This is a genomic window from Leisingera aquaemixtae, from assembly GCF_019801145.1.
GTDB lineage: Bacteria > Pseudomonadota > Alphaproteobacteria > Rhodobacterales > Rhodobacteraceae > Leisingera > Leisingera aquaemixtae_A.
Map to the genome: position 1 here is coordinate 80,911 of NZ_JAHVJQ010000005.1, position 18,755 is coordinate 99,665.

General features: G+C 64.8%; 24 protein-coding genes. 9 read left to right on the top strand and 15 right to left on the bottom strand.

Features of this window, described 5'->3' with window-relative positions:
• Positions 1 to 44: 44 nt before the first annotated feature.
• From rplT to pyk, 4 genes are all read right to left on the bottom strand, one after another.
• Positions 45 to 410 (bottom strand): 50S ribosomal protein L20, encoded by a 366-nt coding sequence (gene rplT, locus KUW17_RS13390; RefSeq protein ID WP_008206278.1) that lies wholly within the window; start codon positions 408 to 410, stop codon positions 45 to 47.
• Positions 411 to 425: 15 nt separating this feature from the next.
• Positions 426 to 626, bottom strand: coding sequence for a 50S ribosomal protein L35 (gene rpmI, locus KUW17_RS13395; RefSeq protein WP_222479928.1), 201 nt, complete (start codon positions 624 to 626; stop codon positions 426 to 428).
• A gap of 118 nt (positions 627 to 744) precedes the next feature.
• Positions 745 to 966, bottom strand: coding sequence for a hypothetical protein (locus KUW17_RS13400; protein WP_222479931.1), 222 nt, complete (start codon positions 964 to 966; stop codon positions 745 to 747).
• 115 nt (positions 967 to 1,081) lie between these two features.
• Positions 1,082 to 2,527 carry a pyruvate kinase gene (gene pyk, locus KUW17_RS13405; protein ID WP_222479933.1) on the bottom strand — a complete coding sequence of 482 codons (1,446 nt, stop codon included), beginning with the start codon at positions 2,525 to 2,527 and terminating at the stop codon, positions 1,082 to 1,084.
• Positions 2,528 to 2,644: 117 nt separating this feature from the next.
• Here pyk and KUW17_RS13410 point away from each other — a divergent pair, with 117 nt between their 5' ends.
• The 3 genes from KUW17_RS13410 (at position 2,645) to KUW17_RS13420 (ending at position 4,168) form a co-directional block, all read left to right on the top strand.
• Positions 2,645 to 3,382 (top strand): N-formylglutamate amidohydrolase, encoded by a 738-nt coding sequence (locus KUW17_RS13410; protein WP_222479935.1) that lies wholly within the window; start codon positions 2,645 to 2,647, stop codon positions 3,380 to 3,382.
• Between the two features lie 146 nt (positions 3,383 to 3,528).
• A complete protein-coding gene (locus KUW17_RS13415; RefSeq protein ID WP_222479937.1) occupies positions 3,529 to 3,768 on the top strand; it encodes a DUF6868 family protein in 240 nt (79 codons plus the stop codon).
• 85 nt (positions 3,769 to 3,853) lie between these two features.
• Positions 3,854 to 4,168, top strand: coding sequence for a DUF1244 domain-containing protein (locus tag KUW17_RS13420; RefSeq protein WP_065269639.1), 315 nt, complete (start codon positions 3,854 to 3,856; stop codon positions 4,166 to 4,168).
• Between the two features lie 110 nt (positions 4,169 to 4,278).
• Here the strand turns inward: KUW17_RS13420 and KUW17_RS13425 are convergent, their stop codons facing one another.
• The gene (locus KUW17_RS13425) at positions 4,279 to 4,767 is read right to left on the bottom strand and encodes a winged helix-turn-helix transcriptional regulator (protein WP_261397202.1); all 489 of its coding nucleotides are present in this window, start codon (positions 4,765 to 4,767) and stop codon (positions 4,279 to 4,281) included.
• 73 nt (positions 4,768 to 4,840) lie between these two features.
• On the opposite strand from KUW17_RS13425, the gene KUW17_RS13430 reads away from it, so the two are divergent.
• Positions 4,841 to 5,665, top strand: coding sequence for a dienelactone hydrolase family protein (locus tag KUW17_RS13430; protein WP_222479939.1), 825 nt, complete (start codon positions 4,841 to 4,843; stop codon positions 5,663 to 5,665).
• Positions 5,666 to 5,701: 36 nt separating this feature from the next.
• Here KUW17_RS13430 and KUW17_RS13435 read toward each other — a convergent pair whose 3' ends face one another.
• The 6 genes from KUW17_RS13435 to KUW17_RS13460 form a co-directional block, all read right to left on the bottom strand.
• Positions 5,702 to 6,541 carry an alpha/beta hydrolase family esterase gene (locus tag KUW17_RS13435; protein WP_222479941.1) on the bottom strand — a complete coding sequence of 280 codons (840 nt, stop codon included), beginning with the start codon at positions 6,539 to 6,541 and terminating at the stop codon, positions 5,702 to 5,704.
• Between the two features lie 182 nt (positions 6,542 to 6,723).
• Complete coding sequence (locus KUW17_RS13440) at positions 6,724 to 6,960, bottom strand: hypothetical protein (protein ID WP_222479943.1); 237 nt, start codon at positions 6,958 to 6,960, stop codon at positions 6,724 to 6,726.
• Positions 6,961 to 7,282: 322 nt separating this feature from the next.
• The gene (locus tag KUW17_RS13445) at positions 7,283 to 8,143 is read right to left on the bottom strand and encodes a D-amino-acid transaminase (RefSeq protein WP_222479945.1); all 861 of its coding nucleotides are present in this window, start codon (positions 8,141 to 8,143) and stop codon (positions 7,283 to 7,285) included.
• A 10-nt stretch (positions 8,144 to 8,153) separates the two neighbouring features.
• A complete protein-coding gene (gene dgcA / locus KUW17_RS13450) occupies positions 8,154 to 9,119 on the bottom strand; it encodes an N-acetyl-D-Glu racemase DgcA (protein WP_222479947.1) in 966 nt (321 codons plus the stop codon).
• Positions 9,120 to 9,271: 152 nt separating this feature from the next.
• The gene (gene dgcN, locus KUW17_RS13455) at positions 9,272 to 10,273 is read right to left on the bottom strand and encodes an N-acetyltransferase DgcN (protein ID WP_222479949.1); all 1,002 of its coding nucleotides are present in this window, start codon (positions 10,271 to 10,273) and stop codon (positions 9,272 to 9,274) included.
• Between the two features lie 110 nt (positions 10,274 to 10,383).
• Complete coding sequence (locus tag KUW17_RS13460) at positions 10,384 to 11,655, bottom strand: MFS transporter (protein ID WP_222479952.1); 1,272 nt, start codon at positions 11,653 to 11,655, stop codon at positions 10,384 to 10,386.
• 174 nt (positions 11,656 to 11,829) lie between these two features.
• Between KUW17_RS13460 and KUW17_RS13465 the strand changes: the two genes are divergently transcribed.
• Complete coding sequence (locus KUW17_RS13465) at positions 11,830 to 12,789, top strand: L-malyl-CoA/beta-methylmalyl-CoA lyase (RefSeq protein ID WP_222479954.1); 960 nt, start codon at positions 11,830 to 11,832, stop codon at positions 12,787 to 12,789.
• A 66-nt stretch (positions 12,790 to 12,855) separates the two neighbouring features.
• Positions 12,856 to 13,470 carry a hypothetical protein gene (locus tag KUW17_RS13470; RefSeq protein ID WP_222479956.1) on the top strand — a complete coding sequence of 205 codons (615 nt, stop codon included), beginning with the start codon at positions 12,856 to 12,858 and terminating at the stop codon, positions 13,468 to 13,470.
• A 473-nt stretch (positions 13,471 to 13,943) separates the two neighbouring features.
• On the opposite strand, the gene KUW17_RS13475 is transcribed toward KUW17_RS13470, so the two are convergent.
• Positions 13,944 to 14,396 (bottom strand): Lrp/AsnC family transcriptional regulator, encoded by a 453-nt coding sequence (locus KUW17_RS13475; RefSeq protein ID WP_039183969.1) that lies wholly within the window; start codon positions 14,394 to 14,396, stop codon positions 13,944 to 13,946.
• 73 nt (positions 14,397 to 14,469) lie between these two features.
• Here KUW17_RS13475 and KUW17_RS13480 point away from each other — a divergent pair, with 73 nt between their 5' ends.
• Entirely contained in the window at positions 14,470 to 15,066 is a 597-nt protein-coding gene (locus tag KUW17_RS13480; protein ID WP_222479958.1) for a LysE family translocator, read from the top strand.
• A 66-nt stretch (positions 15,067 to 15,132) separates the two neighbouring features.
• Here KUW17_RS13480 and KUW17_RS13485 read toward each other — a convergent pair whose 3' ends face one another.
• On the bottom strand, positions 15,133 to 15,966 hold the full coding sequence (locus tag KUW17_RS13485; protein ID WP_222479960.1) for a GyrI-like domain-containing protein: 834 nt from the start codon (positions 15,964 to 15,966) through the stop codon (positions 15,133 to 15,135).
• A gap of 126 nt (positions 15,967 to 16,092) precedes the next feature.
• Here KUW17_RS13485 and KUW17_RS13490 point away from each other — a divergent pair, with 126 nt between their 5' ends.
• Positions 16,093 to 17,055 carry an acetyl-CoA carboxylase carboxyltransferase subunit alpha gene (locus KUW17_RS13490; RefSeq protein ID WP_222479962.1) on the top strand — a complete coding sequence of 321 codons (963 nt, stop codon included), beginning with the start codon at positions 16,093 to 16,095 and terminating at the stop codon, positions 17,053 to 17,055.
• Between the two features lie 189 nt (positions 17,056 to 17,244).
• On the opposite strand, the gene KUW17_RS13495 is transcribed toward KUW17_RS13490, so the two are convergent.
• Both KUW17_RS13495 and KUW17_RS13500 read right to left on the bottom strand, forming a co-directional pair.
• Positions 17,245 to 17,688 (bottom strand): hypothetical protein, encoded by a 444-nt coding sequence (locus tag KUW17_RS13495; protein ID WP_222479965.1) that lies wholly within the window; start codon positions 17,686 to 17,688, stop codon positions 17,245 to 17,247.
• 37 nt (positions 17,689 to 17,725) lie between these two features.
• Positions 17,726 to 18,094, bottom strand: coding sequence for an antibiotic biosynthesis monooxygenase family protein (locus tag KUW17_RS13500; RefSeq protein ID WP_222479967.1), 369 nt, complete (start codon positions 18,092 to 18,094; stop codon positions 17,726 to 17,728).
• A gap of 101 nt (positions 18,095 to 18,195) precedes the next feature.
• Here KUW17_RS13500 and KUW17_RS13505 point away from each other — a divergent pair, with 101 nt between their 5' ends.
• A complete protein-coding gene (locus KUW17_RS13505; protein ID WP_222479969.1) occupies positions 18,196 to 18,684 on the top strand; it encodes a MarR family winged helix-turn-helix transcriptional regulator in 489 nt (162 codons plus the stop codon).
• Positions 18,685 to 18,755 lie beyond the last annotated feature (71 nt).

An 18,755-nucleotide genomic window follows, 5' to 3' on the forward strand; every position in this document is an offset into this window, starting at 1 on the left:
CCCCGACCAGGGCGGCCTTTTCTGAATTCGAAAACTCCGGAGCCTTAGGCTGCCAGCGCGTCCTGTGCCTGGCGCACGATCGCACCAAAGGCTTCGGGCTCGTGCACGGCCAGGTCGGCCAGAACCTTGCGGTCCACTTCGATGCCGGCCAGGTTCAGGCCGTTGATGAAGCGGGAGTAGGTCAGCGCTTCGTCATGCGAACGCACAGCGGCGTTGATACGCTGGATCCACAGCGCGCGGAAGTTGCGCTTGCGGTTCTTACGGTCGCGGGTTGCGTACTGGTTCGCCTTGTCGACGGCCTGACGGGCAACCTTGAAGGTGTTCTTGCGGCGGCCGTAGTAACCTTTGGCTGCCTTGATGACCTTCTTGTGACGGGCGTGAGTCGTGGTACCACCTTTTACGCGGGACATATCTCAGATCTCCTCTTAGCGGTCGTAGGGCATGAAGCCCTTAGCGATCTTTGCGTCCGGTGCGGACAGGGTGGTGGTGCCGCGGGCGTCGCGGATAAATTTCTTGGTGCGTTTGATCATGCCGTGGCGCTTGCCGGCCTGACCAGCCATGACCTTGCCGGTCGCGGTCACCTTGAAGCGCTTCTTGGCGCTCGACTTCGTCTTCATCTTGGGCATTTCCGTCTCCTTCAATGCAGGTTCGCTAGACGCGCGACTCGGCATGCCTAAGAAAGGCCGGCCGCGCGGAACAGAGCTGCCCTTTAAGCAATGCAGGCGGGATGGGCAAGCGGATTCTCTAGAAAAGCTGCCCGGCGACCCGGAAAAACGCCTCCGGGATATCAGCCAGGCTGTAACCGCCGGGGTTCATTCCAACGGCATAGCCGATCAGGCCGATGGCCGCCAGTATGGCAACTGCCGGAAAGCGCGGCGGCCGCTGTTCGCTGGCCGCGGACAGCGCCGCCGGCACCGACAGCCCTGCCAGCACGAGCCCCAGGATAAGCGCCAGATCAGTATCCATTCCTTCCCCCCCGGAACAAAACGAACCTAGGGAAAATGGTAGGCGCCTGCGGCGGGATTTCAATCTGGCGGCTGCCGCCGCCCCCTGCCGCATCAGCCCGGGGCAGCGGACCGGGTCACTCCGGATCGGTGCTGTAGATCAGCCGCTCGTCGCAAGGGGCGATGCGCAGGATGTTGGTGGTGCCCGGCACGTTGAAGGGCACGCCCGCGGTGACCACGATCTGGTCGCCCTCGGAGGCATAGCCGCCCGACCGCGCCGCCCGCGCGGCGCTGACCACCGCGCCCTTGAAGCGGTCCAGTTCCGGCGTCATCACGCATTTGCAGCCCCAGCTGAGGCACAGCCGCCGCGCCGTGGCGCTGACCGGGGTCATCGCGATGATCGGCACGCCGGGACGCTCCCGCGCGGTCAGGAGCGCGGTGGTGCCGGACTGGGTGAAACAGCAGATCGCCTTGATCTCGGTCTTCTCCGCGATCTCCCGCGCCGCGGCGACGATGCCGTCGGCCACCGTGGTGCCCTTGGCGGAGCGCGAGGCGGTGATGATCTGGGTGTAGGTCGGGTCGGCCTCGACCTCGATGGCGACCTTGTCCATGGTCTTTACCGCCTGCACCGGATACTGGCCGGCCGCGCTTTCGGCGCTCAGCATCACCGCATCGGCGCCCTCATAGATCGCGGTGGCCACGTCGGAGACCTCGGCGCGGGTCGGCATCGGGCTTTCGATCATGCTTTCCAGCATCTGGGTCGCCACGATCACCGGCTTGGCCGCGGCCCGGCACTTGCGCACCAGCCGTTTCTGGATCGGCGGCACCGCCGCCACCGGCAGCTCGACGCCGAGATCGCCGCGCGCCACCATGATGCCGTCTGAGGCGTCCAGGATGGCCTCGAAATCCTCCACCGCCTGCGGCTTCTCGATCTTCGACAGCACTGCCGCGCGGCCATCCGCCAGCGCGCGCGCCTCATAGACATCCTTGGCCCGCTGCACAAACGACAGCGCCAGCCAGTCGACGCCCAGGGCGCACACAAACTCCAAATCCGCCCGGTCCTTGTCCGACAAGGCGGCCAGCGGCAGCACCACGTCCGGTACATTGACCCCCTTGCGGTTGGAAATCGTGCCGCCGGTCTCCACCGTGCAGTCGGCAAAATCCGGGCCGCAGGCGTCCACCACCAGGCGGATCTTGCCGTCATTGACCAAGAGATGCGCGCCGGGCTCCAGCGCCTGGAAAATCTCCGGATGCGGCAGGCACACGCGGGACACATCGCCCTCCGCCGGATCCAGGTCGAGGCGGAACTTGGCGCCCTCCTCCAGCTCCTCGGCGCCGTTGGCGAACACACCCACCCGCAGCTTCGGGCCCTGCAGGTCGGCCAGAATCGCAATCGGGCTGTCCAGATCCTGCTCCACCTGGCGGATGATCTTGTGCTTCTCGGCAATCTCCGGGTGGCTGCCGTGCGACATGTTCAGGCGGAACACATCAGCCCCTGCCTCATGCAGCGCGCGGATGGTCTCATAGGTCTCCGACGCCGGCCCCAAAGTGGCGACAATCTTCACATTGCGCGATCGTTTCATTGGGGTCCTCTCCTCCGGGCCTGAATTATGTTACCGCAAACAGCTCGGGTGCTTATCCCCCAATTCCCATTTCCGCGCAACTCCCGTAAAGAGATTGCGGCAAAACATATCAGGCTCATGACATACACTCCCTTTTTTGTTCACGGCGCAGACCGTCCCGCCCGCTGGCTGATCACCTGCGACCACGCAACCAACCATGTGCCGCCTTTTGCCGGCGGCGGCGACCTGGGCCTCCCGCGTGAGGATATGGAGCGCCACATCGCCTATGACGTCGGCGCCTACGAGGTGTCCAAGCTCTTGGGCGAAATGCTGGACGCGCCGGTGGTGGCCTCGAATTTCTCCCGCCTGGTGATCGACCCCAACCGCGGCGAGGACGATCCGACCCTGCTGATGAAGCTTTATGACGGCACCATCATCCCCGCCAACCGCCACGCGGGCGAGGCCGAACTGAAGGAGCGGCTGGAGAACTGCTACCGCCCCTATCACCGGGCACTGGCGCGGCTGGCGGAACGCCCCCGCACGGTGATCGTCTCGGTGCACAGCTTCACCCGCCAGCTGCGCGGACGGCCGCCGCGGCCCTGGGAGATCGGCATCCTGTTCCCCGAAGGCGAACGGTTCTCGCCCTTCGTCGTGGACGAGCTGAACCGCGAGGACGGCCTGTGCGTCGGCGTCAACGAGCCCTACACCGGCTATCTGCCCGGCGACGCGATCGAAACCCACGCCACCAAACAGGGCCGCGCCAACACGCTGATCGAGCTGCGAAACGACCTGATCGCCGAGCACACCGGCCAGCACGCCTGGGCCGAACGCCTCGCCCGCATCCTGCCCAAGGCGCTGGAGGCCTCCGGTCTCTGACCCGGACTTCGGCGCGAATTCCGGCCGGGAAGTATCAATTTTTCCTGGCCGATTTCCGCGCCGGAAATCGGCCCCGCGTTGCAGAACCGGCGGCACATCCCCATATCTGTAACGGAAACGCGGGATTTTCCGGGAAAGGAGCAGTCATGACCCAGGAAACCCTCTCTGCCTTTTTCGGCTGGCTGACCGTTTTGCATATCGGCCTGTTCACCCTCTCCGCCGTGCTTCTGATGCTGCTGCGGGACTGGACCGCCCGCCTGCACGCCCGCATGTTCGGGCTGGCGCCTGCGGATGTCAGCCTCACCGTCTACCGCTGGCTCGGCACCTACAAGATCGTGATCTTTGCCACCGCGCTGGGGCCGTGGCTGGCGCTGCAGCTGATCTGACCCCGCCGCACCCCGCCATTGCCCGCCCCCGCCGCGGCTGCTAGGCCTGTGCCCAAACGCCCCGCACTTAGTCAGGACCTCCGCAATGGACAAGCAAACCGAGATCGAAATCCAGGCCGCCGCCTTCCGCCGCCTGCAAAAGCACCTGATGGAAGACCGCACCGATGTGCAGAACATCGACCTGATGAACATGGCCGGCTTCTGCCGCAATTGCCTGGCCCGCTGGTACCAGGAAGCCGCCAACGAACGCGGCATCGAAATGGACAAGACCGAGGCCCGCGAAATCTACTACGGCATGACCATGGATGAGTGGAAAGCCAACTACCAGACCGAGGCCAGCGCCGAGAAACAGGCCGCCTTTGAAGTCGCCTTCAAGGAAAACGTCACCGACAAGCAGTAAGCGGCTGGCCCGCTGAACCGGGGCAGAGGGGCTCTGCCCCTCTTGGCCTTGCGGCCAATTCACCCCGGAGTATTTGCTCAAAGGTGAAATCAGGCGGGCTGGCCGCTGCTTTAGCCCCTCAGCCGCAAGGCGGCGCGCGCAAGATCAACCGGCACGCCATCCGCATCCACCAATGCCACGTGCAGCGGCGCGCCGGTCTCCCGGTCCGCCGCCCCGACCGGCGCCGCGCCGCCGGTCACATGCGCCTCCCCCCATTGCGCCAGCGCCAGGAAGGTCAGCGCCAGTCCGCGCCCGGCTTCGGTCAGCACATAGGCCCGGCGCACCCGGTCGCCCGCCTCCTGATAGGGCTGTTTCTCCAGTATCCCCCGCGCCACCAGCATGTTCAGCCGGTCGGTCAGGGTAGAGCGCGGCGCCTTCAGATCCTCGCGCATGTCGTCATAGCGGCAGACGCCGTAAAACGCCTCCCGCAAGATCAAGAGCGTCCAGCGGTCGCCGAGGATTTCGGCGGCCAGCGCCATCGGGCACTGCTCCTTGGGCACTAGAGCGCGGCGGCGGACGGCGGGCAGGGTTTCACGGGAATCAGAAGCTGGGTTTGACATGTGGACCCAGATAGGGGATTTCTACCTGAGTTCAAAATTTAGACTCAGATTCGCATTCGAAAGGACAGCCCCGATGACCCAGCGCCCGATGGACCGCGACGATGCACTCGAAGACTTCGAGCCGCGCCTGATCACCCTCAACGATGCGGAGAAAACCGTGCATATTTCCGGCCAGGGACCGGCGGTGATTGTGATGGCGGAGATGCCGGGGATCAGCCCGCATGTGGCCCGCTTTGCCCGCTGGGTGCGGGATGCCGGGTTTACCGTCTACATGCCGTCGCTGTTCGGCCGCGATGGTGCGGTGGCCACGGCGGAGGACGGCGCAGAGGTGTTCCGCCGCGCCTGCGTCAGCGCCGAGTTCCGCGCCTTTGCCGGCGGCGGCGCCAGCCCGGTCACTCAGTGGCTGGGGGCGCTGGCGCGCCTCGCGCACCAGGAATGCGGCGGCCCCGGCACCGGTGCCATCGGCATGTGCTTCACCGGCAACTTTGCCCTGTCAATGATGCTGGAGCCCGCCATGCTGGCACCCGTGCTGGCGCAGCCCTCACTGCCGCTGGACAATCCTGCGGAGGTCGAAAGCCCGCCCGAGGAACTGGCCGCCGTGCGCGCGCGGCTGGAGCGCGAGGACCTCACCGTGCTCGCCTACCGGTTCCAGGGCGACGCCTTCTGCCAGGCGCAGCGCTTTGCGGCGTATGCCGAGGCGCTGGGAGAGCGGTTCGACGCCCGCACCCTGCCGGACAGCGCCGCCGCCGCAGAGGTGCCGCCGTTCTTTGCCAAACACGTCCCCGCCCCGCACAGCGTAATGACCGCGCATCTGGTGGATGAGGCAGGCAGCCCGACTCTGGCAGCGCGGGATGAAATTCTCGGGTTCTTCAGGCAGCGGCTGACTGAGGGCAGCTGACCGCAAGGGACCGCGGGGCAGCCCTGCCCTGCCCCCTCAGCGCTCCCGGCTTTCGAACCAGTCCAGCGCCATGGCGCTCCAGCCCTTGGGCAAGCCGTGCCCGCCCTTGTGCAGGATCAGCTCCAGCCCGCCGCTTCCGCAGTCCCAGCGCTTGCGCCAGACCCGGTCTTCCATCTCATGCCCCGCCGCGTTGCTGGGGCAGCCGTTTTGCCTCCGCCACAGCTGCAGCCCCTCCCAGATGTCGGCCTGCACGATGTCGGCTACTGAGCCCTGGATCGCCCGGCCTTCCAGCGGCACCACCTTGTCGGCAAAGCCGTGGATGTGGAGCAGCTGCACAGGGCCTTTGCAGGTTCTGGACATCGGCAGCCAGAAGCCGCCCGACACCGCCGCGTAACCGGCGGCAAAATCCGGCGCCAGGCAAGCCATCTCCCACACCATCGAGCCGCCGCGGGAAAAGCCCGCCAGCAGCACCCGGCCCGGATCCACCCCGGCGCGGGCCTCGGCATCCGCCAGCACCTCGCGCAGGAAGGCCGCATCGTTGCGCGGATAGGTGTTCCAGCCGTCCCGCACCGACCAGTCGGAGGGCTTGCCCGGCTGCCAGGGCAGCCCGTTGGGGGCAATCACCGCATAGCCCCGCGCGGTGAAGGCCCCGATAAAGCCCTTGTTCGCGACAACCTTGGCGCCGCTGCCGCCGTAGCCATGCAGGTAGATCACCGCAGGCCCGCCCTGCCAGCCGTCCGGCAGGGCCATGTGATACGCCCCGCTCTCGGTTTTGCATGGGGTTTCACCGCCGCAGTCCGCCGCCCCCGAAGGCACCGCGGGCACCGCAAACAGCGCCGCCGCCATTGCAACCTGCATCCTCAGCCAGCCCAGCATCAGCGTCCCTCCCCTGCCTTCCGTGCTGCCAACTCTAGCACAAACAATCGACGGCGCGGCTTCTGCCCTCCTGCAGAACATAAAAAGGCCGCCCGTTCTGGGCGGCCGTCGCAACAAATGCATTTAATAAAATTGCCAGGCTGCGGTTCCGCAGCTGGGTGCGCTCCCCCCGGATGGCGCGCCTAGCCGCGGAACCGGCCCAAAAGCCGCGCCGCCAGCGCGCCCGATGCCGGACGCTCCCGCGCCAGGAGCTTGCCAGCCAGCCACCCCCGGCCGGCAGGCGCCTCAGCGTAATCGGGATGCTCCACCACCTCGGCGGTCAGCACCTGACGGACAGCAGCCAGGATTTCCGCGTCGCTGGGCTCCCCTGCCCGGCTGTTCACGGCCTCACCAATCTCCGGCTGATAGCACTGTTCCATCTTGCACCTCCAAGGTCTGAAGTTCTGGCTCGCGGCCCCCCGGCCCGTCCCCATCAACAGAACCCAGACTATCCCATTCCCCTGCCTAAGGGCGCATTTTGTGTAAAATTAGTTAAAATTCCGAGCCGAAGCAGGGCTTTCCGGGACAGTCCGATACAGCAGCAGCCATTGTTGCCATGGCCTGCATAATACACCGCTTGTTCGCTCTCGAACCCGGGCCTTATGGCCCCTCTGCACGGCCAGGCACAGCGGAATTGATTCTCTTTTGAACGAAAAAAGCCGCCCGAACTGGCGGCCTTTCGTTGCGGTCCGGCAAGCAGCCTCAGACGGCTTTCTTGCGGCTTTCCTCCAGGTAGATCTCGCGCAGGCGCTTGGCAATCGGGCCCGGGGTGCCGTCACCCAGCTGCACGCCGTCAATCTCCACCACTGGCATCACAAAGGCGCTGGCAGAGGTGGTGAAGGCCTCATCCGCCTCCTTGGCTTCCTCGATGGTGAACAGGCGCTCCTCGATCTCCATCTGCGCTTCCGCCGCCAGGCGCAGCACCGCGGCGCGGGTGATGCCGTGCAGGATGTCGTTGCTGAGCGGCCGGGTCACGATCTTGCCGTTCTTGACGTAATAGGCGTTGTTGGAGGTGCCTTCGGTCACATAACCGTCCTCGATCAGCCACGCGTCGTCGGCGCCCGCCTTCTTGGCCATCATCTTACCCATCGACGGGTACAGCAACTGCACGGTCTTGATGTCGCGGCGGCCCCAGCGGATGTCCTCGATCGAGATCACCTTGGCACCCTTGGCGGCGGCAGGGCTGTCGGCCAGGCCCGGCTTGTTCTGGGTGAACAGCACCAGCGACGGCGGGGTGTCCGCGGACGGGAACACGAAATCCCGGTCGCCGTCGGAACCGCGGGAGACCTGCAGGTACACCAGGCCCTCTTCGATGCCGTTCAGCTCCACCAGCTTGCGGTGGATTTCCAACAGCTCCTCCTTGGAGCACGGCGACGCCATGTCCAGCTCCTTCAGCGAGCGGTCCAGACGCACCGCGTGGCCTTCAAAGTCGATCAGCTTGCCGTCGAGGACCGAGGTCACCTCATAAACCGCATCGGCAAACAGGAAGCCGCGGTCAAAGATCGAAACCTTGGCTTCACCCTCGGGCAGGTATTCGCCATTCACATAAACGGTACGGGTCATGGTATTCTCCTCAGCCCCAGAGTGCAGCCACGGGCGGGTGCACGCCGTCGGCATCAAATGTCAAAGGTTCCTCGCGGTCTTCGGCCAGAAGCAGCGGCCCGTCAAGATCCGTAACCGCCGCACCCTGCGCCACAAGCGTCGCGGGCGCCATCGCCAGCGACGAGCCGACCATGCAGCCGACCATCACCTGGTATCCCTCGGCCAGGGCCTGCTCGCGCAGCTTCAGCGCCTCGGTCAGGCCGCCGGTCTTGTCCAGCTTGATGTTGACCACGTCATACTTGCCCTTGAGCTTCGGCAGGCTCTCACGGTCGTGGCAGCTCTCATCCGCACAGACCGGAACCGGGCGCTCCATGCCAATGAGGGCCGCATCCTCGCCCGCGGGCAAGGGCTGCTCTACCAGTTCCACGCCGAGGCGCACCAGATGCGGCGCCAGCTCGGCGTAAACTTCTGCTGACCAGCCCTCATTGGCGTCGATGATGATCTTGGCATCGGGTGCCCCGGCGCGCACCGCTTCCAGGCGGGGCATGTCATCGGGGGTGCCAAGCTTGATCTTCAAGAGCGGCCGGTGGGCGTTCTCGGCCGCCTGCGCCTGCATCTTCTCGGGCGTATCCAGCGACAGCGTGTAGGCGGTGATCTCAGGCCCCGGCTCCGGCAGGCCTGCCAGTTCCCAGACGCGTTTACCGGCCTGTTTTGCCTCCAGGTCCCACAGCGCGCAGTCGACCGCATTGCGGGCAGCGCCGGCCGGCAGCAGCGCTTGCAGCTCCTCGCGGGTGAAATCGGCAGGCAGCCCCTCGATCTCGGCGGTCACGCTGTCCAGCGTCTCGTTATAGCGGGCGTAGGGCACGCATTCGCCCCAGCCGGTGACGCCGTCCTTCTCCACCCGCACGGTCAGCACCTTGGCCTCGGTGCGCGAGCCGCGCGAGATGGTGAAGACCTGCGCCAGTTTGAAGACGTCCGGGGTGACGGTGATGTTCATGAAACTGCCCTTTCCTGCGGCCCTGCGCGCGAGCCGCGGCGGGCCTTGGCACGGCGCCGGAAACTCCTGGCGCCTGCCTTTTCATCTTTCCATAAATACTCCCGCCGGAGGCACCTGCCCTGTCGGCACGCGCCTCCGGCGGGGGTGTTAGATCAGACCGCGGCCAGCGCGTCCACCAGGCGGCCTGCGCCGTGGCGGTAGGGGTCGACGGCGGGCAGGCCCATGCGCTCTTCGACCTCGGCCAGGTATTTCACCGCCTCATCCTCGGACAGGTGCTGGGTGTTGACCGAGATGCCGACGATCTGGCAGGCCGGGTTGGACCGCTGCGCCAGCGGCAGGGCCACCTCGCGAAGCTCTTCCAGGGTCGGCACGTCGTAGTCCGGCAGGCCGCGCATATGGGTGCGTGTCGGCTCGTGGCACAGGATCAGCGCATCCGGCTGGCCGCCGTGCACCAGCGCCATGGTGACGCCGGAGTAGGAGATGTGGAACAGCGAGCCCTGGCCTTCGATCAGGTCCCAGTGGTCATCGTCGTTGTCCGGGGTCAGGTATTCGATCGAGCCCGCCATGAAATCGGCGATAACCGCGTCCAGCGGCACGCCGTGGCCGGTGATCAGAATGCCGGTTTGGCCGGTGGCGCGGAAGGTGGACTTCATGCCGCGCTTCTGCATCTCGGCGTCCATCGCCAGGGCGGTGTACATCTTGCCGACCGAGCAGTCGGTGCCAACCGCCAGGCAGCGCTTGCCGGTGCGGTTCTTTCCGTTAGCAATAGGGTAGCCGACGGTCGGGACGCGCACATCGTGCAGGGTGCCGCCATGGGTCTGGGCCGCGGCCACCAGGTCGCCCTCGTCGCGCAGCAGGTTGTGCAGGCCGGACGCCAGGTCATAACCCATTTCCAGCGCTTCGATCAGCACTTCTTTCCACGCGGGCGAGATCACGCCGCCGCGGTTGGCGACACCGATCACCAGGGTCTTGGCGCCGGCTTCCTTGGCCTCGGCCAGGGTCATTTCCTTGAGGCCCAGGTCGGCGCCACAGCCCGGCAGGGAGATCTGGCCGACGGCGTGGTCGGGGCGCCAGTCGCGGATGCCGATGGCAACTTTGGCGGCCAGCATGTCGGGCGCGTCGCCCAGGAACAGCAGATAAGGGGTTTCGATCATGGCGGGTTTCCTCTTCACTCTTGCCGGTGAGTTTGCGGAGTTTCCCGCACAAGTTCATACCTATTCCGCCGCTACGCGCCCCTGAGGCGCAAGATTCTTCTGCACTTTTGTTACCTGACAGGAGATTCCGGCGTTACGTCACTATTACTGACATTATTTTCCTCCTCGAGCCAGGATTCGGCCTGAAGCACCCCGGATTGGGGCGCGCCAAGCACCGCAATCGCCTGCTGGGAGCCGGTTTCCTCTGGCGCATCAGCCTGCGTGCGCCGCAGCGCGGCAACGCCTGCAACCATAAAACACAGGGCTGCGAGCAGGATCAGCAGGCCATTTCCGTCAGCAATGCTGACCATATTTGGGGCCGCCAGCGTGCCGCCGAACTGGCCGACGTTCAAAAGGAACACCATCGCCCCGCTGGCCGGCACGATCTGGGAAGGCTTCAGCTGGTCGTTGGCATGGGCGGAGCAGACCGCATACATCGGCAGGCTGGCGCCCGCGAGCACCGCAAAGCCGATCACCAGCGCCTGCGGCGTGGGGGTCGCCAGCATCCACAGGCAGGCCGCGGCGCCAATCACGCCCAGCCCCATCAGCACCAGCCGCCGGTCGGTCTTGTCGCTGATCCAGCCCACCGGGTACTGCACCACAGCGCCGACGATCATGGCCACCACCAGCGCGCCGGAGGCCTCAGCCGGGCTCATCCCGCGCGACAGGGCATACAGCGGCAGTGCGATGAACCAGCCCGCCACGGCGGTGGCACTGACCAGGTTGCCCAGCACCGCCATCGGTGACACGCGGTAGAGTTTCCTGACCGGCATCCGGTCCGGCACCTCATACTCCGGCGCCTTAATGCCGGACAGCAAGAGCGGCACGATCGACAGCGAGATCAGGATCGACACCGCCCCGAACAACAGGTTGCCGCTGGGGTCCGGCAGCGCCACCAGCGCAGTGCCGATGGCCGGGCCTGCCATCCAGATCATGAAGTAGATCGACAGGATCTGCGCCCGGTTGCTGTTCTCCGACTTTGCCTGCAGCCAGCTTTCGGTGATCACATACATGCCGGGATAACAGACCCCGGCCAGGAACCGCATCGCCGACCAGGAATAGGGGTCCGAGGTCAACAGGTGCAGGATCGCCGAGATCGACACCAAAGAGGCCAGCGCCGAAAACGCCCGGATATGGCCGACCTTGGCCACCATCCCCGGCGCCATCACGGTGCCCAGCAAGGCGCCGGCCGGATAGGCCGCCTGCATGATCGAAATGGTGAGGTCGGAGAAGCCAAGCCCCGCGCCCCGGATTGTCAGCAGGGTGACCAAGAGGCCGTTGGCCACCATCAGCATCAGCATGCCCAGAAACAGGGCCCAGTTTTCAATGAATGCACGTCTCATACCCGGTTGCTCGCACGGGTGCCCGGCGGGTGCGCGCCTGTTTGCGGCAAAGTTTCCGGCGCCGCAGCGCAGCGGCACTTTCTGCATCTGCAAAATTCCCTTGCACATGCCCGCGCAACTTTCTAACACTTCACCCCAGCAGAATTGAAACGTCATTACCCGGAGGATTGCCCCATGAGCTTCCGCATCCAGCCCGCCGCCCCGGCGCGCCCCAACCGCTGCCAGCTGTTCGGCCCAGGCTCCAAAGTGAAGCTGTTCGAGAAAATGGCGGCCTCGGCGGCGGACGTCATCAACCTCGACCTGGAGGATTCGGTGGCGCCGGATGACAAGGACCAGGCCCGCGCCAATGTGATCGAGGCGATCAACACTGTGGACTGGGGCAATAAATACCTGTCGGTGCGGATCAACGGGCTCGACACGCCCTACTGGTACCGCGATGTGGTGGACATTCTGGAACAGGCGGGCGACCGGCTCGACCAGATCATGATCCCCAAGGTGGGCTGCGCCGAGGATGTCTATGCGGTGGACGCGCTGGTCACTGCCATTGAGCGCGCCAAGGGCCGCACCAAGCCGGTCTCCTTTGAGGTGATCATCGAATCCGCGGCAGGCATCGCCCATGTGGAGGAGATCGCCAAATCCTCCCCCCGGCTGCAGGCGATGTCGCTGGGTGCTGCGGATTTCGCCGCCTCGATGGGAATGCAGACCACCGGCATCGGCGGCACCCAGGAGAACTACTACATGATCCGCGAGGGCCAGAAGCATTGGTCCGACCCCTGGCACTGGGCGCAGGCGGCGATTGTCGCGGCCTGCCGCACTCACGGCATCCTGCCGGTCGATGGCCCGTTCGGCGACTTCTCCGACGAAGACGGCTATATCGCGCAGGCTAAGCGCTCCGCGACCCTGGGCATGGTCGGCAAATGGGCCATCCACCCCAGCCAGATCGCGCTGGCCAATCAGGTGTTCACCCCATCGGATGAGGCCGTCGCGGAAGCCCGCGAAATCCTGGCGGCGATGGAAGAGGCCAAGGCCTCTGGCGCCGGCGCAACCGTTTACAAGGGCCGTCTGGTCGATATCGCCTCAATCAAGCAGGCAGAGGTGATTGTGGCGCAGGCCGAGCTGATCGCGGGCAGCTGACGCCGGTCCGCGGCTGAGGGTTTCAAGGGCGTCCCGCGGGGGCGCCCTTTTTAGTTGGAGGAAGAGATGCCGGATTTGACCTTGCTGCATACGGCTGAGGTGCATGTCGAAACCTTTCGCGCGCTGGCGCCTGAAGCGGCGCTGGATCAGCAGGTGCGCCCCGACTGGCTGGAGCGGGCACAGGGCGGAATTGACGCGGGCCTGAGGGCAGAGATTGCCGGGGCGGTTGCGGCGGCGGACGGGCCGGTCTTGTGCACCTGCACCACCCTTGGCCCGGCGGCGGAGGACGCGGGCGCCATCCGCATCGACTGGCCGATGATGCAGGAAGCGGCGCGCACCGGCGGACCGGTGCTGATGGCCTATTGCCTGGAGAGCACCGCCGGGCCTTCGGAAGCGCTGCTGCGCCGCGCCTTCGGCGCGTGCGAGCCGGAGCTTACCTGCCTGGAGCTGGGCCGGCACTGGCCGCTGTTCGAGGCTGGGGACAGCGCGGGCTTTGCAGCTGCAATCGCAGAGGATGTGGCCGAGGCGCTGGCGGCAATGGATTTTGCCTGCGTGGTGCTGGCGCAGGCCTCGATGGCCGGGGCGGCAGAGCTGCTGCGAGACCAGTCACGGGTGCCGGTCCTGGCCTCGCCGGAGATTGCGGCGCGGGTCTTGCTCGCGGAACATATGGGGCGCGCCTGACTTTGGGGAGGCGGGCAGCGCCTTCCCAAGGTCAGGCGCTGCCCGTGCCGCAAGCGGCACAGCACGCGTTCCTCCCGGCCAAGGCCCCTGCCCTGCCGGTATATCTGGTCCGTTTCTGCCTGTTTCCATGTTCCGGTTCAGCGAAGGCATTATGGACTGGCGGCGCCGCCAGAATGGCGGAGATGGACGGGCGTATCCGCCCGCGTGCTAAACGTTGTCTCTGCACGGCCCCGCTGCCAGGCAGGGGTCCGGTTCCAAATGTGCCGGGGAGCCAAGCCCCGGCGGGTGATCGCGACCGGGAGCAAGACTGCCAAAAGCGGCTTAAGTTCCGGTGAGACCAGCGTACGGTGGGTGCGCAACACCTGCAGCCGCGCGTCTGAAGCCAACGCAGCGCAATGAGTATTTGGGGAAAGATGAAGCGCATCAGTCTTTCATCTTTCCCCAAATACTCAAAATCCAGCCTCAGCCGGATTTCACGCCCGCAGATCCTTGGGCGAGCCCATCACCACATAGGTTGTGATCGCGGTGACATAGGGCGAGGTGCCGAGGATATCGGTGTGGAACTTCTTGTAGCTGGGCAGGTCGGCGCATTCGACCCGCAGCAGGTATTCGATGGTGCCGGTGATATTGTGGCACTCCACCACTTCCGGCGCCGCCTGCATGGCGCGCTCAAACGCCTCCTGCGCCTCCTTGGTGTGCTCGCCCAGGCCGACGCCGATATAGGTGGCAAAGCCCACCCCCAGCTTCTGCCGGTCCAGGACCGCCCGGTAACCGGTGATGACGCCTGTGCGCTCCAGCTCCTGTACCCTGCGCAGGCAGGCGGAGGGCGACAGGCCCACCCGCTCCGCCAGTTCCAGGTTGCTGATCCGGCCGTCGCGGCTGAGTTCTTGCAATATTTGCTGGTTTATCTTGTCATTTTTCGCCACTGGTTGCAAAAATACGCACAAGGCACAGCAAAACGCAATTTCATTTGGCCAATTTAGCGCAATGTTTTTGCGCATGACTTATGAACTCCTCACTGCCCTTGCGCTTTTCGCCTTTGTCTCCTCGATCACGCCGGGGCCGAACAACCTGATGCTGATGGCCTCAGGCGCCAATTTCGGCTTCCGCCGCACCATCCCGCATATGCTGGGGGTGGCGCTGGGTTTCGTGTTCATGGTGCTGCTGGTCGGCGCCGGGCTGGTGCAGGTGTTTGATGCCTTCCCGGCCAGCTACACGGTGCTGAAGGCGGTGTCGGTTTTGTATCTGCTGTGGCTGGCCTGGAAGATCGCCAATGCGGCGCCGGTGCAGGCCAAGGGGGCTGAGGGGCGCCCGATGACGTTTTTGCAGGCCGCCGCGTTTCAATGGGTGAACCCCAAGGCCTGGGCGATGGCCCTCACGGCGATCAGCGCCTACACGCCGGATCAGACGCTGGTGGCGATCCTGCTGGTGGGGGTTATTTTCGGCGCGATCAACCTGCCCTCGGTCGGGTCCTGGACGGTGCTGGGCCAGCAGATGGCGCGGTTCCTGACCAGCCCGCGGCGTCTGGTGCTGTTCAACTGGACCATGGCGGCGCTGCTGGTGGCCTCGCTCTATCCGGTGATCTGGCCGCAATAGCGCAAGCGGCACTCCCGGCCTGCAGGGGCTGAGCGCCCGCCCCCGCGCAAGGGGCCGGGCGGGAAATCATTTCAGCGGCAAGCAGATCTCTGTCAGAAGATCCTCCGGCGCGGTGTCGCGGGGATTGTTGAGATAGACCTCATAGCAAGGCTGGTCGGCCGGCTCCTCCCCCGACGCAGGCAGCCAGTTGCCGAACAGGCTGTGATAGGCAGCGTGGATTCCGGAATACGGCCCCTTGTAGGTGAGCACCGCGGCACGGCCGCCGGGCAGGCTTACCTCTTCCATGCCCTCGGGCAGCGCCTCGCCGGTGAACTCCGCACCTGCAAAGCTGCGCAGCTCGGCCTCGGCCACCTCATCCGGACTGTCGAAATAGACCCCTAGAACGGCGCCGAAGCGCGGCCAAAGCTGGCGGCTCTCGCAGATTGCGCCGAAGGCCTCGAAGCTCTTGCCGATTTCGTGGTAGGCGCCCTTGTGCGGCAGGCCGGCCAGGCGGCGGGCGGGGTCGGTGCGGGTGATCACGTCATACATGGGATAGCTTCCTGTTCTGAGGGCTGGGTTGGGCAGCCGCACCTGGCCGTCGCGGCGGAAGGCCGCCGGGCTGCTGCCGTAAGCATCAGAGAACGCGCGGGAGAAGCTGTTCTGGTTCGGGTAGCCTGCGCGGGCGGCCACCCGGGCAATGGGCATGTCCGCCATCACCAGCCAGACCGCGGCGCGGTGCAGCCGGATCCGGCGCACGGCTTGCGCGCAGGTTTCACCCGTCAGGGCGCGGAACACCCGGTGCCAGTGGAACCGCGACATCGCCGCCACATCCGCAAGCCTGTCCAGCGACAGGTCGCCGTCAGTGTTGTCGTGGATATAGGCCAAAACCCGCAGGATCCGGTCTTCGTAGCTGGCGGCCATTTGCGGCGTCTCCTTCGTGTCTCTCTGCCCTCAGGTGATGGCATAAGCCTAGATCACAAATCTTGCTGAGTTGCATCTTGGCGCCGCTAAGGCCATATAGCTGCAAACCTGCAGAGCAGAGGCAACATGACCCAGTATCTGGAATTCGAAAAACCGCTGGCCGAAATCGAGGGCAAGGCGGAGGAGCTGCGGGCGCTGGCGCGCGCGAATGAGGAAATGGATGTGGCGGATGAGGCCAAGGCGCTGGACGCCAAGGCGGAGCAGCTGCTGAAGGACCTCTACAAGAACCTGACGCCCTGGCGCAAATGCCAGGTGGCGCGCCATCCGGAGCGGCCGCACTGCAAGGACTATATCGAGGCGCTGTTCACCGAGTACACGCCGCTGGCCGGCGACCGGAACTTTGCCGATGACCTGGCGGTGATGGGGGGCCTGGCGCGCTTCAACGACCAGCCGGTGGTGGTGATCGGCCATGAGAAGGGTTCGGACACCAAGTCGCGTATCGAGCGCAACTTCGGCATGGCGCGCCCCGAGGGCTACCGCAAGGCGATCCGGCTGATGGAAATGGCCAGCCGCTTCAAGCTGCCGGTGATCACCCTGGTGGACACCGCAGGCGCCTACCCCGGCAAGGGGGCGGAGGAGCGCGGCCAGTCCGAGGCGATTGCGCGCTCGACCGAGATGTGCCTGAAGATCGGCGTGCCGCTGATCTCGGTGATCATCGGCGAAGGCGGCTCCGGCGGCGCGGTGGCCTTTGCCACTGCCAACCGTGTGGCGATGCTGGAGCATTCGATCTATTCGGTGATTTCCCCCGAGGGCTGCGCCTCGATCCTGTGGAAGGACGCCGAGAAGATGCGCGAGGCAGCGGAAGCGCTGCGCCTGACCGCGCAGGACCTGAACAAGCTGGGCGTCAACGACCGGATCATCCCGGAGCCGCTGGGCGGCGCCCACCGCGACCCGAAGGCGGCGATCAAGTCTGTCAGCGGCGCGATCCAGGATATGCTGGACGAGCTGAAAGAGATGGACGCCGCTGCGCTGGTTAAGGACCGGCGCCAGAAGTTCCTGGCGATCGGCTCCAAGGGTCTGGCTGCGTAAGCCTCGGCATTGGCACAAGACAGGAAAACCCGGCTGAGAGGCCGGGTTTTTTTGTATTGAGCGGAGCGCCCGGCAACTGAAAACGCTTTGCGGCAGGACCAGGAGCAGCCGGAGAGTTCAACGCGTCCTTCCGGCCATCTCCTGAAAAGAAAATGCGGAAGCCGGCCGGTTCGAAAGTCTGCAGCCGCTTCAGCGGGAACGCCGGATTCTGCCGGTCATCTTCAGGCCATCCCGTATATTCATTCCCATCATGGCCAGGTTTCCTGCGCCGGCGATCAACTCGACCACCTGGACCGCATAAAAGGTGCCATCAAATTCGCCGGCAGCAGCCTTTCCAGCCAGGAACCATGCCGCCGGAACGAGGATCAGCAAACCATTCAGCGCGATAACCGGCATGCGTTTCTTCTTGGCTCTCGCCGGCGCATCCTTGCGCCGCCGCCCCATCGCCATACCAGAGCCGCCAACAATGATCATCACCGGGATGAGGACAAACATGCCCTGCATGATCAACGCCTTGACCGCCGCGATAGCCTCATGGCTTGCAAGTAATTCACTGATTGCCGTTGATGTCCAGAAGAGAAGGATCATCAGGAACCCGATGCCGCCTGCGAAGGCATGAACCCTTGTTTTCATTGTTTTTTCCCAGTTTTCCTTGCCACTAAAAAAATCGTCAGGATGTGCAGCAATCAGGCACGGCGACTTTTTCGAACAGATGGGGAGCCGCCACAGCACTGGACGGGTAGTGGCTGAGTTGCTGCTGAAACTCCGGATTGGAGAACGCCGCGCGGAAGTCCGCAACGGAATCCCAGACGGCATAATTCATATACATGCTGCCATCGCCGACGGCCTTGTGGAGCTGGGTGCTGATGTAACCCGGCTGCTTCTTCATCCAGAGGGCGTCATTTCTCCACGCTTTAACTAATGCGTCCTGCTCAGCGGGGTCGACCGTGAAGAGATTGACCAGAACGACTGGCCCGGTCTCCACACCCAATTGCTGGTCGATGGGAAACGCGGGATCGAGCGGTTTGAAATTGACCATAGGGATGCTCCTTGAAGGTTCGTTCAATTTGGTGCCATGTTGTCATATATGGGGTTGCAAACCACATTGACAACGTATTGTCAACTTTCAGAGGGGCCAGCATGCCAGACAAACAACGAAGCGAAGCGGGAGAAGCGGTGACAGCGCTGATACTGGATGTGTTCCGGCTCAATGGCCGGTTGCAGCTTGCCGGTGACCGCCTGGTTTCCGAGCTTGGGCTGACAAGTGCGCGATGGCAGATACTTGGAGCCATTGCATATGCGGACAATGCGGAGTCTGTCGCCTGGCATGCCCGGACCATGGGGGTCCACAGGCAGGGCATTCAAAGGATCGTCAACGAACTCGAGAAAGAAGGCATCGTTGAGTTCCGGCCAAATCCGCACCACAAGCGCGCGCAGCTGGTTGTCATGACGCCAAAGGGAAAAGACCTGTATGATGCCGCTATTGCGAGGCAGATCCCCTGGGTGAACGAGCTTTCCAACGGTCTTTCACCAGAAGAACTCGCTGCAGCTCAACGGGTTATTGGCCGCCTTCGGGAGCGCCTTGAAGAGGCATCAGCACGTCAGGATGAAAGCCGGGCCCAAGGCTGACGCTTGCGCAAGTTGCGGCGCGGTGTGTCATGGACGCCGCCAGGAAACACGCTGCGCGCATTACTAAACCC

Excerpts from the sequence above, each read along its gene's own strand:
- KUW17_RS13470 (WP_222479956.1), top strand. The coding sequence starts at position 12,856 with ATGCCGGATTTGACCTTGCTGCATACGGCTGAGGTGCATGTCGAAACC.
- KUW17_RS13420 (WP_065269639.1), top strand. The coding sequence starts at position 3,854 with ATGGACAAGCAAACCGAGATCGAAATCCAGGCCGCCGCCTTCCGCCGC.
- pyk (WP_222479933.1), bottom strand. The coding sequence starts at position 2,527 with ATGAAACGATCGCGCAATGTGAAGATTGTCGCCACTTTGGGGCCGGCG.
- KUW17_RS13460 (WP_222479952.1), bottom strand. The coding sequence starts at position 11,655 with ATGAGACGTGCATTCATTGAAAACTGGGCCCTGTTTCTGGGCATGCTG.
- KUW17_RS13490 (WP_222479962.1), top strand. The coding sequence starts at position 16,093 with ATGACCCAGTATCTGGAATTCGAAAAACCGCTGGCCGAAATCGAGGGC.
- KUW17_RS13400 (WP_222479931.1), bottom strand. The coding sequence starts at position 966 with ATGGATACTGATCTGGCGCTTATCCTGGGGCTCGTGCTGGCAGGGCTG.
- KUW17_RS13500 (WP_222479967.1), bottom strand. The coding sequence starts at position 18,094 with ATGGTCAATTTCAAACCGCTCGATCCCGCGTTTCCCATCGACCAGCAA.
- KUW17_RS13505 (WP_222479969.1), top strand. The coding sequence starts at position 18,196 with ATGCCAGACAAACAACGAAGCGAAGCGGGAGAAGCGGTGACAGCGCTG.
- dgcN (WP_222479949.1), bottom strand. The coding sequence starts at position 10,273 with ATGATCGAAACCCCTTATCTGCTGTTCCTGGGCGACGCGCCCGACATG.
- rplT (WP_008206278.1), bottom strand. The coding sequence starts at position 410 with ATGTCCCGCGTAAAAGGTGGTACCACGACTCACGCCCGTCACAAGAAG.
- dgcA (WP_222479947.1), bottom strand. The coding sequence starts at position 9,119 with ATGAACATCACCGTCACCCCGGACGTCTTCAAACTGGCGCAGGTCTTC.
- KUW17_RS13495 (WP_222479965.1), bottom strand. The coding sequence starts at position 17,688 with ATGAAAACAAGGGTTCATGCCTTCGCAGGCGGCATCGGGTTCCTGATG.
- KUW17_RS13430 (WP_222479939.1), top strand. The coding sequence starts at position 4,841 with ATGACCCAGCGCCCGATGGACCGCGACGATGCACTCGAAGACTTCGAG.
- rpmI (WP_222479928.1), bottom strand. The coding sequence starts at position 626 with ATGCCCAAGATGAAGACGAAGTCGAGCGCCAAGAAGCGCTTCAAGGTG.
- KUW17_RS13465 (WP_222479954.1), top strand. The coding sequence starts at position 11,830 with ATGAGCTTCCGCATCCAGCCCGCCGCCCCGGCGCGCCCCAACCGCTGC.
- KUW17_RS13435 (WP_222479941.1), bottom strand. The coding sequence starts at position 6,541 with ATGCTGGGCTGGCTGAGGATGCAGGTTGCAATGGCGGCGGCGCTGTTT.
- KUW17_RS13485 (WP_222479960.1), bottom strand. The coding sequence starts at position 15,966 with ATGGCCGCCAGCTACGAAGACCGGATCCTGCGGGTTTTGGCCTATATC.
- KUW17_RS13445 (WP_222479945.1), bottom strand. The coding sequence starts at position 8,143 with ATGACCCGTACCGTTTATGTGAATGGCGAATACCTGCCCGAGGGTGAA.
- KUW17_RS13440 (WP_222479943.1), bottom strand. The coding sequence starts at position 6,960 with ATGGAACAGTGCTATCAGCCGGAGATTGGTGAGGCCGTGAACAGCCGG.
- KUW17_RS13410 (WP_222479935.1), top strand. The coding sequence starts at position 2,645 with ATGACATACACTCCCTTTTTTGTTCACGGCGCAGACCGTCCCGCCCGC.
- KUW17_RS13480 (WP_222479958.1), top strand. The coding sequence starts at position 14,470 with ATGACTTATGAACTCCTCACTGCCCTTGCGCTTTTCGCCTTTGTCTCC.
- KUW17_RS13425 (WP_261397202.1), bottom strand. The coding sequence starts at position 4,767 with ATGTCAAACCCAGCTTCTGATTCCCGTGAAACCCTGCCCGCCGTCCGC.
- KUW17_RS13415 (WP_222479937.1), top strand. The coding sequence starts at position 3,529 with ATGACCCAGGAAACCCTCTCTGCCTTTTTCGGCTGGCTGACCGTTTTG.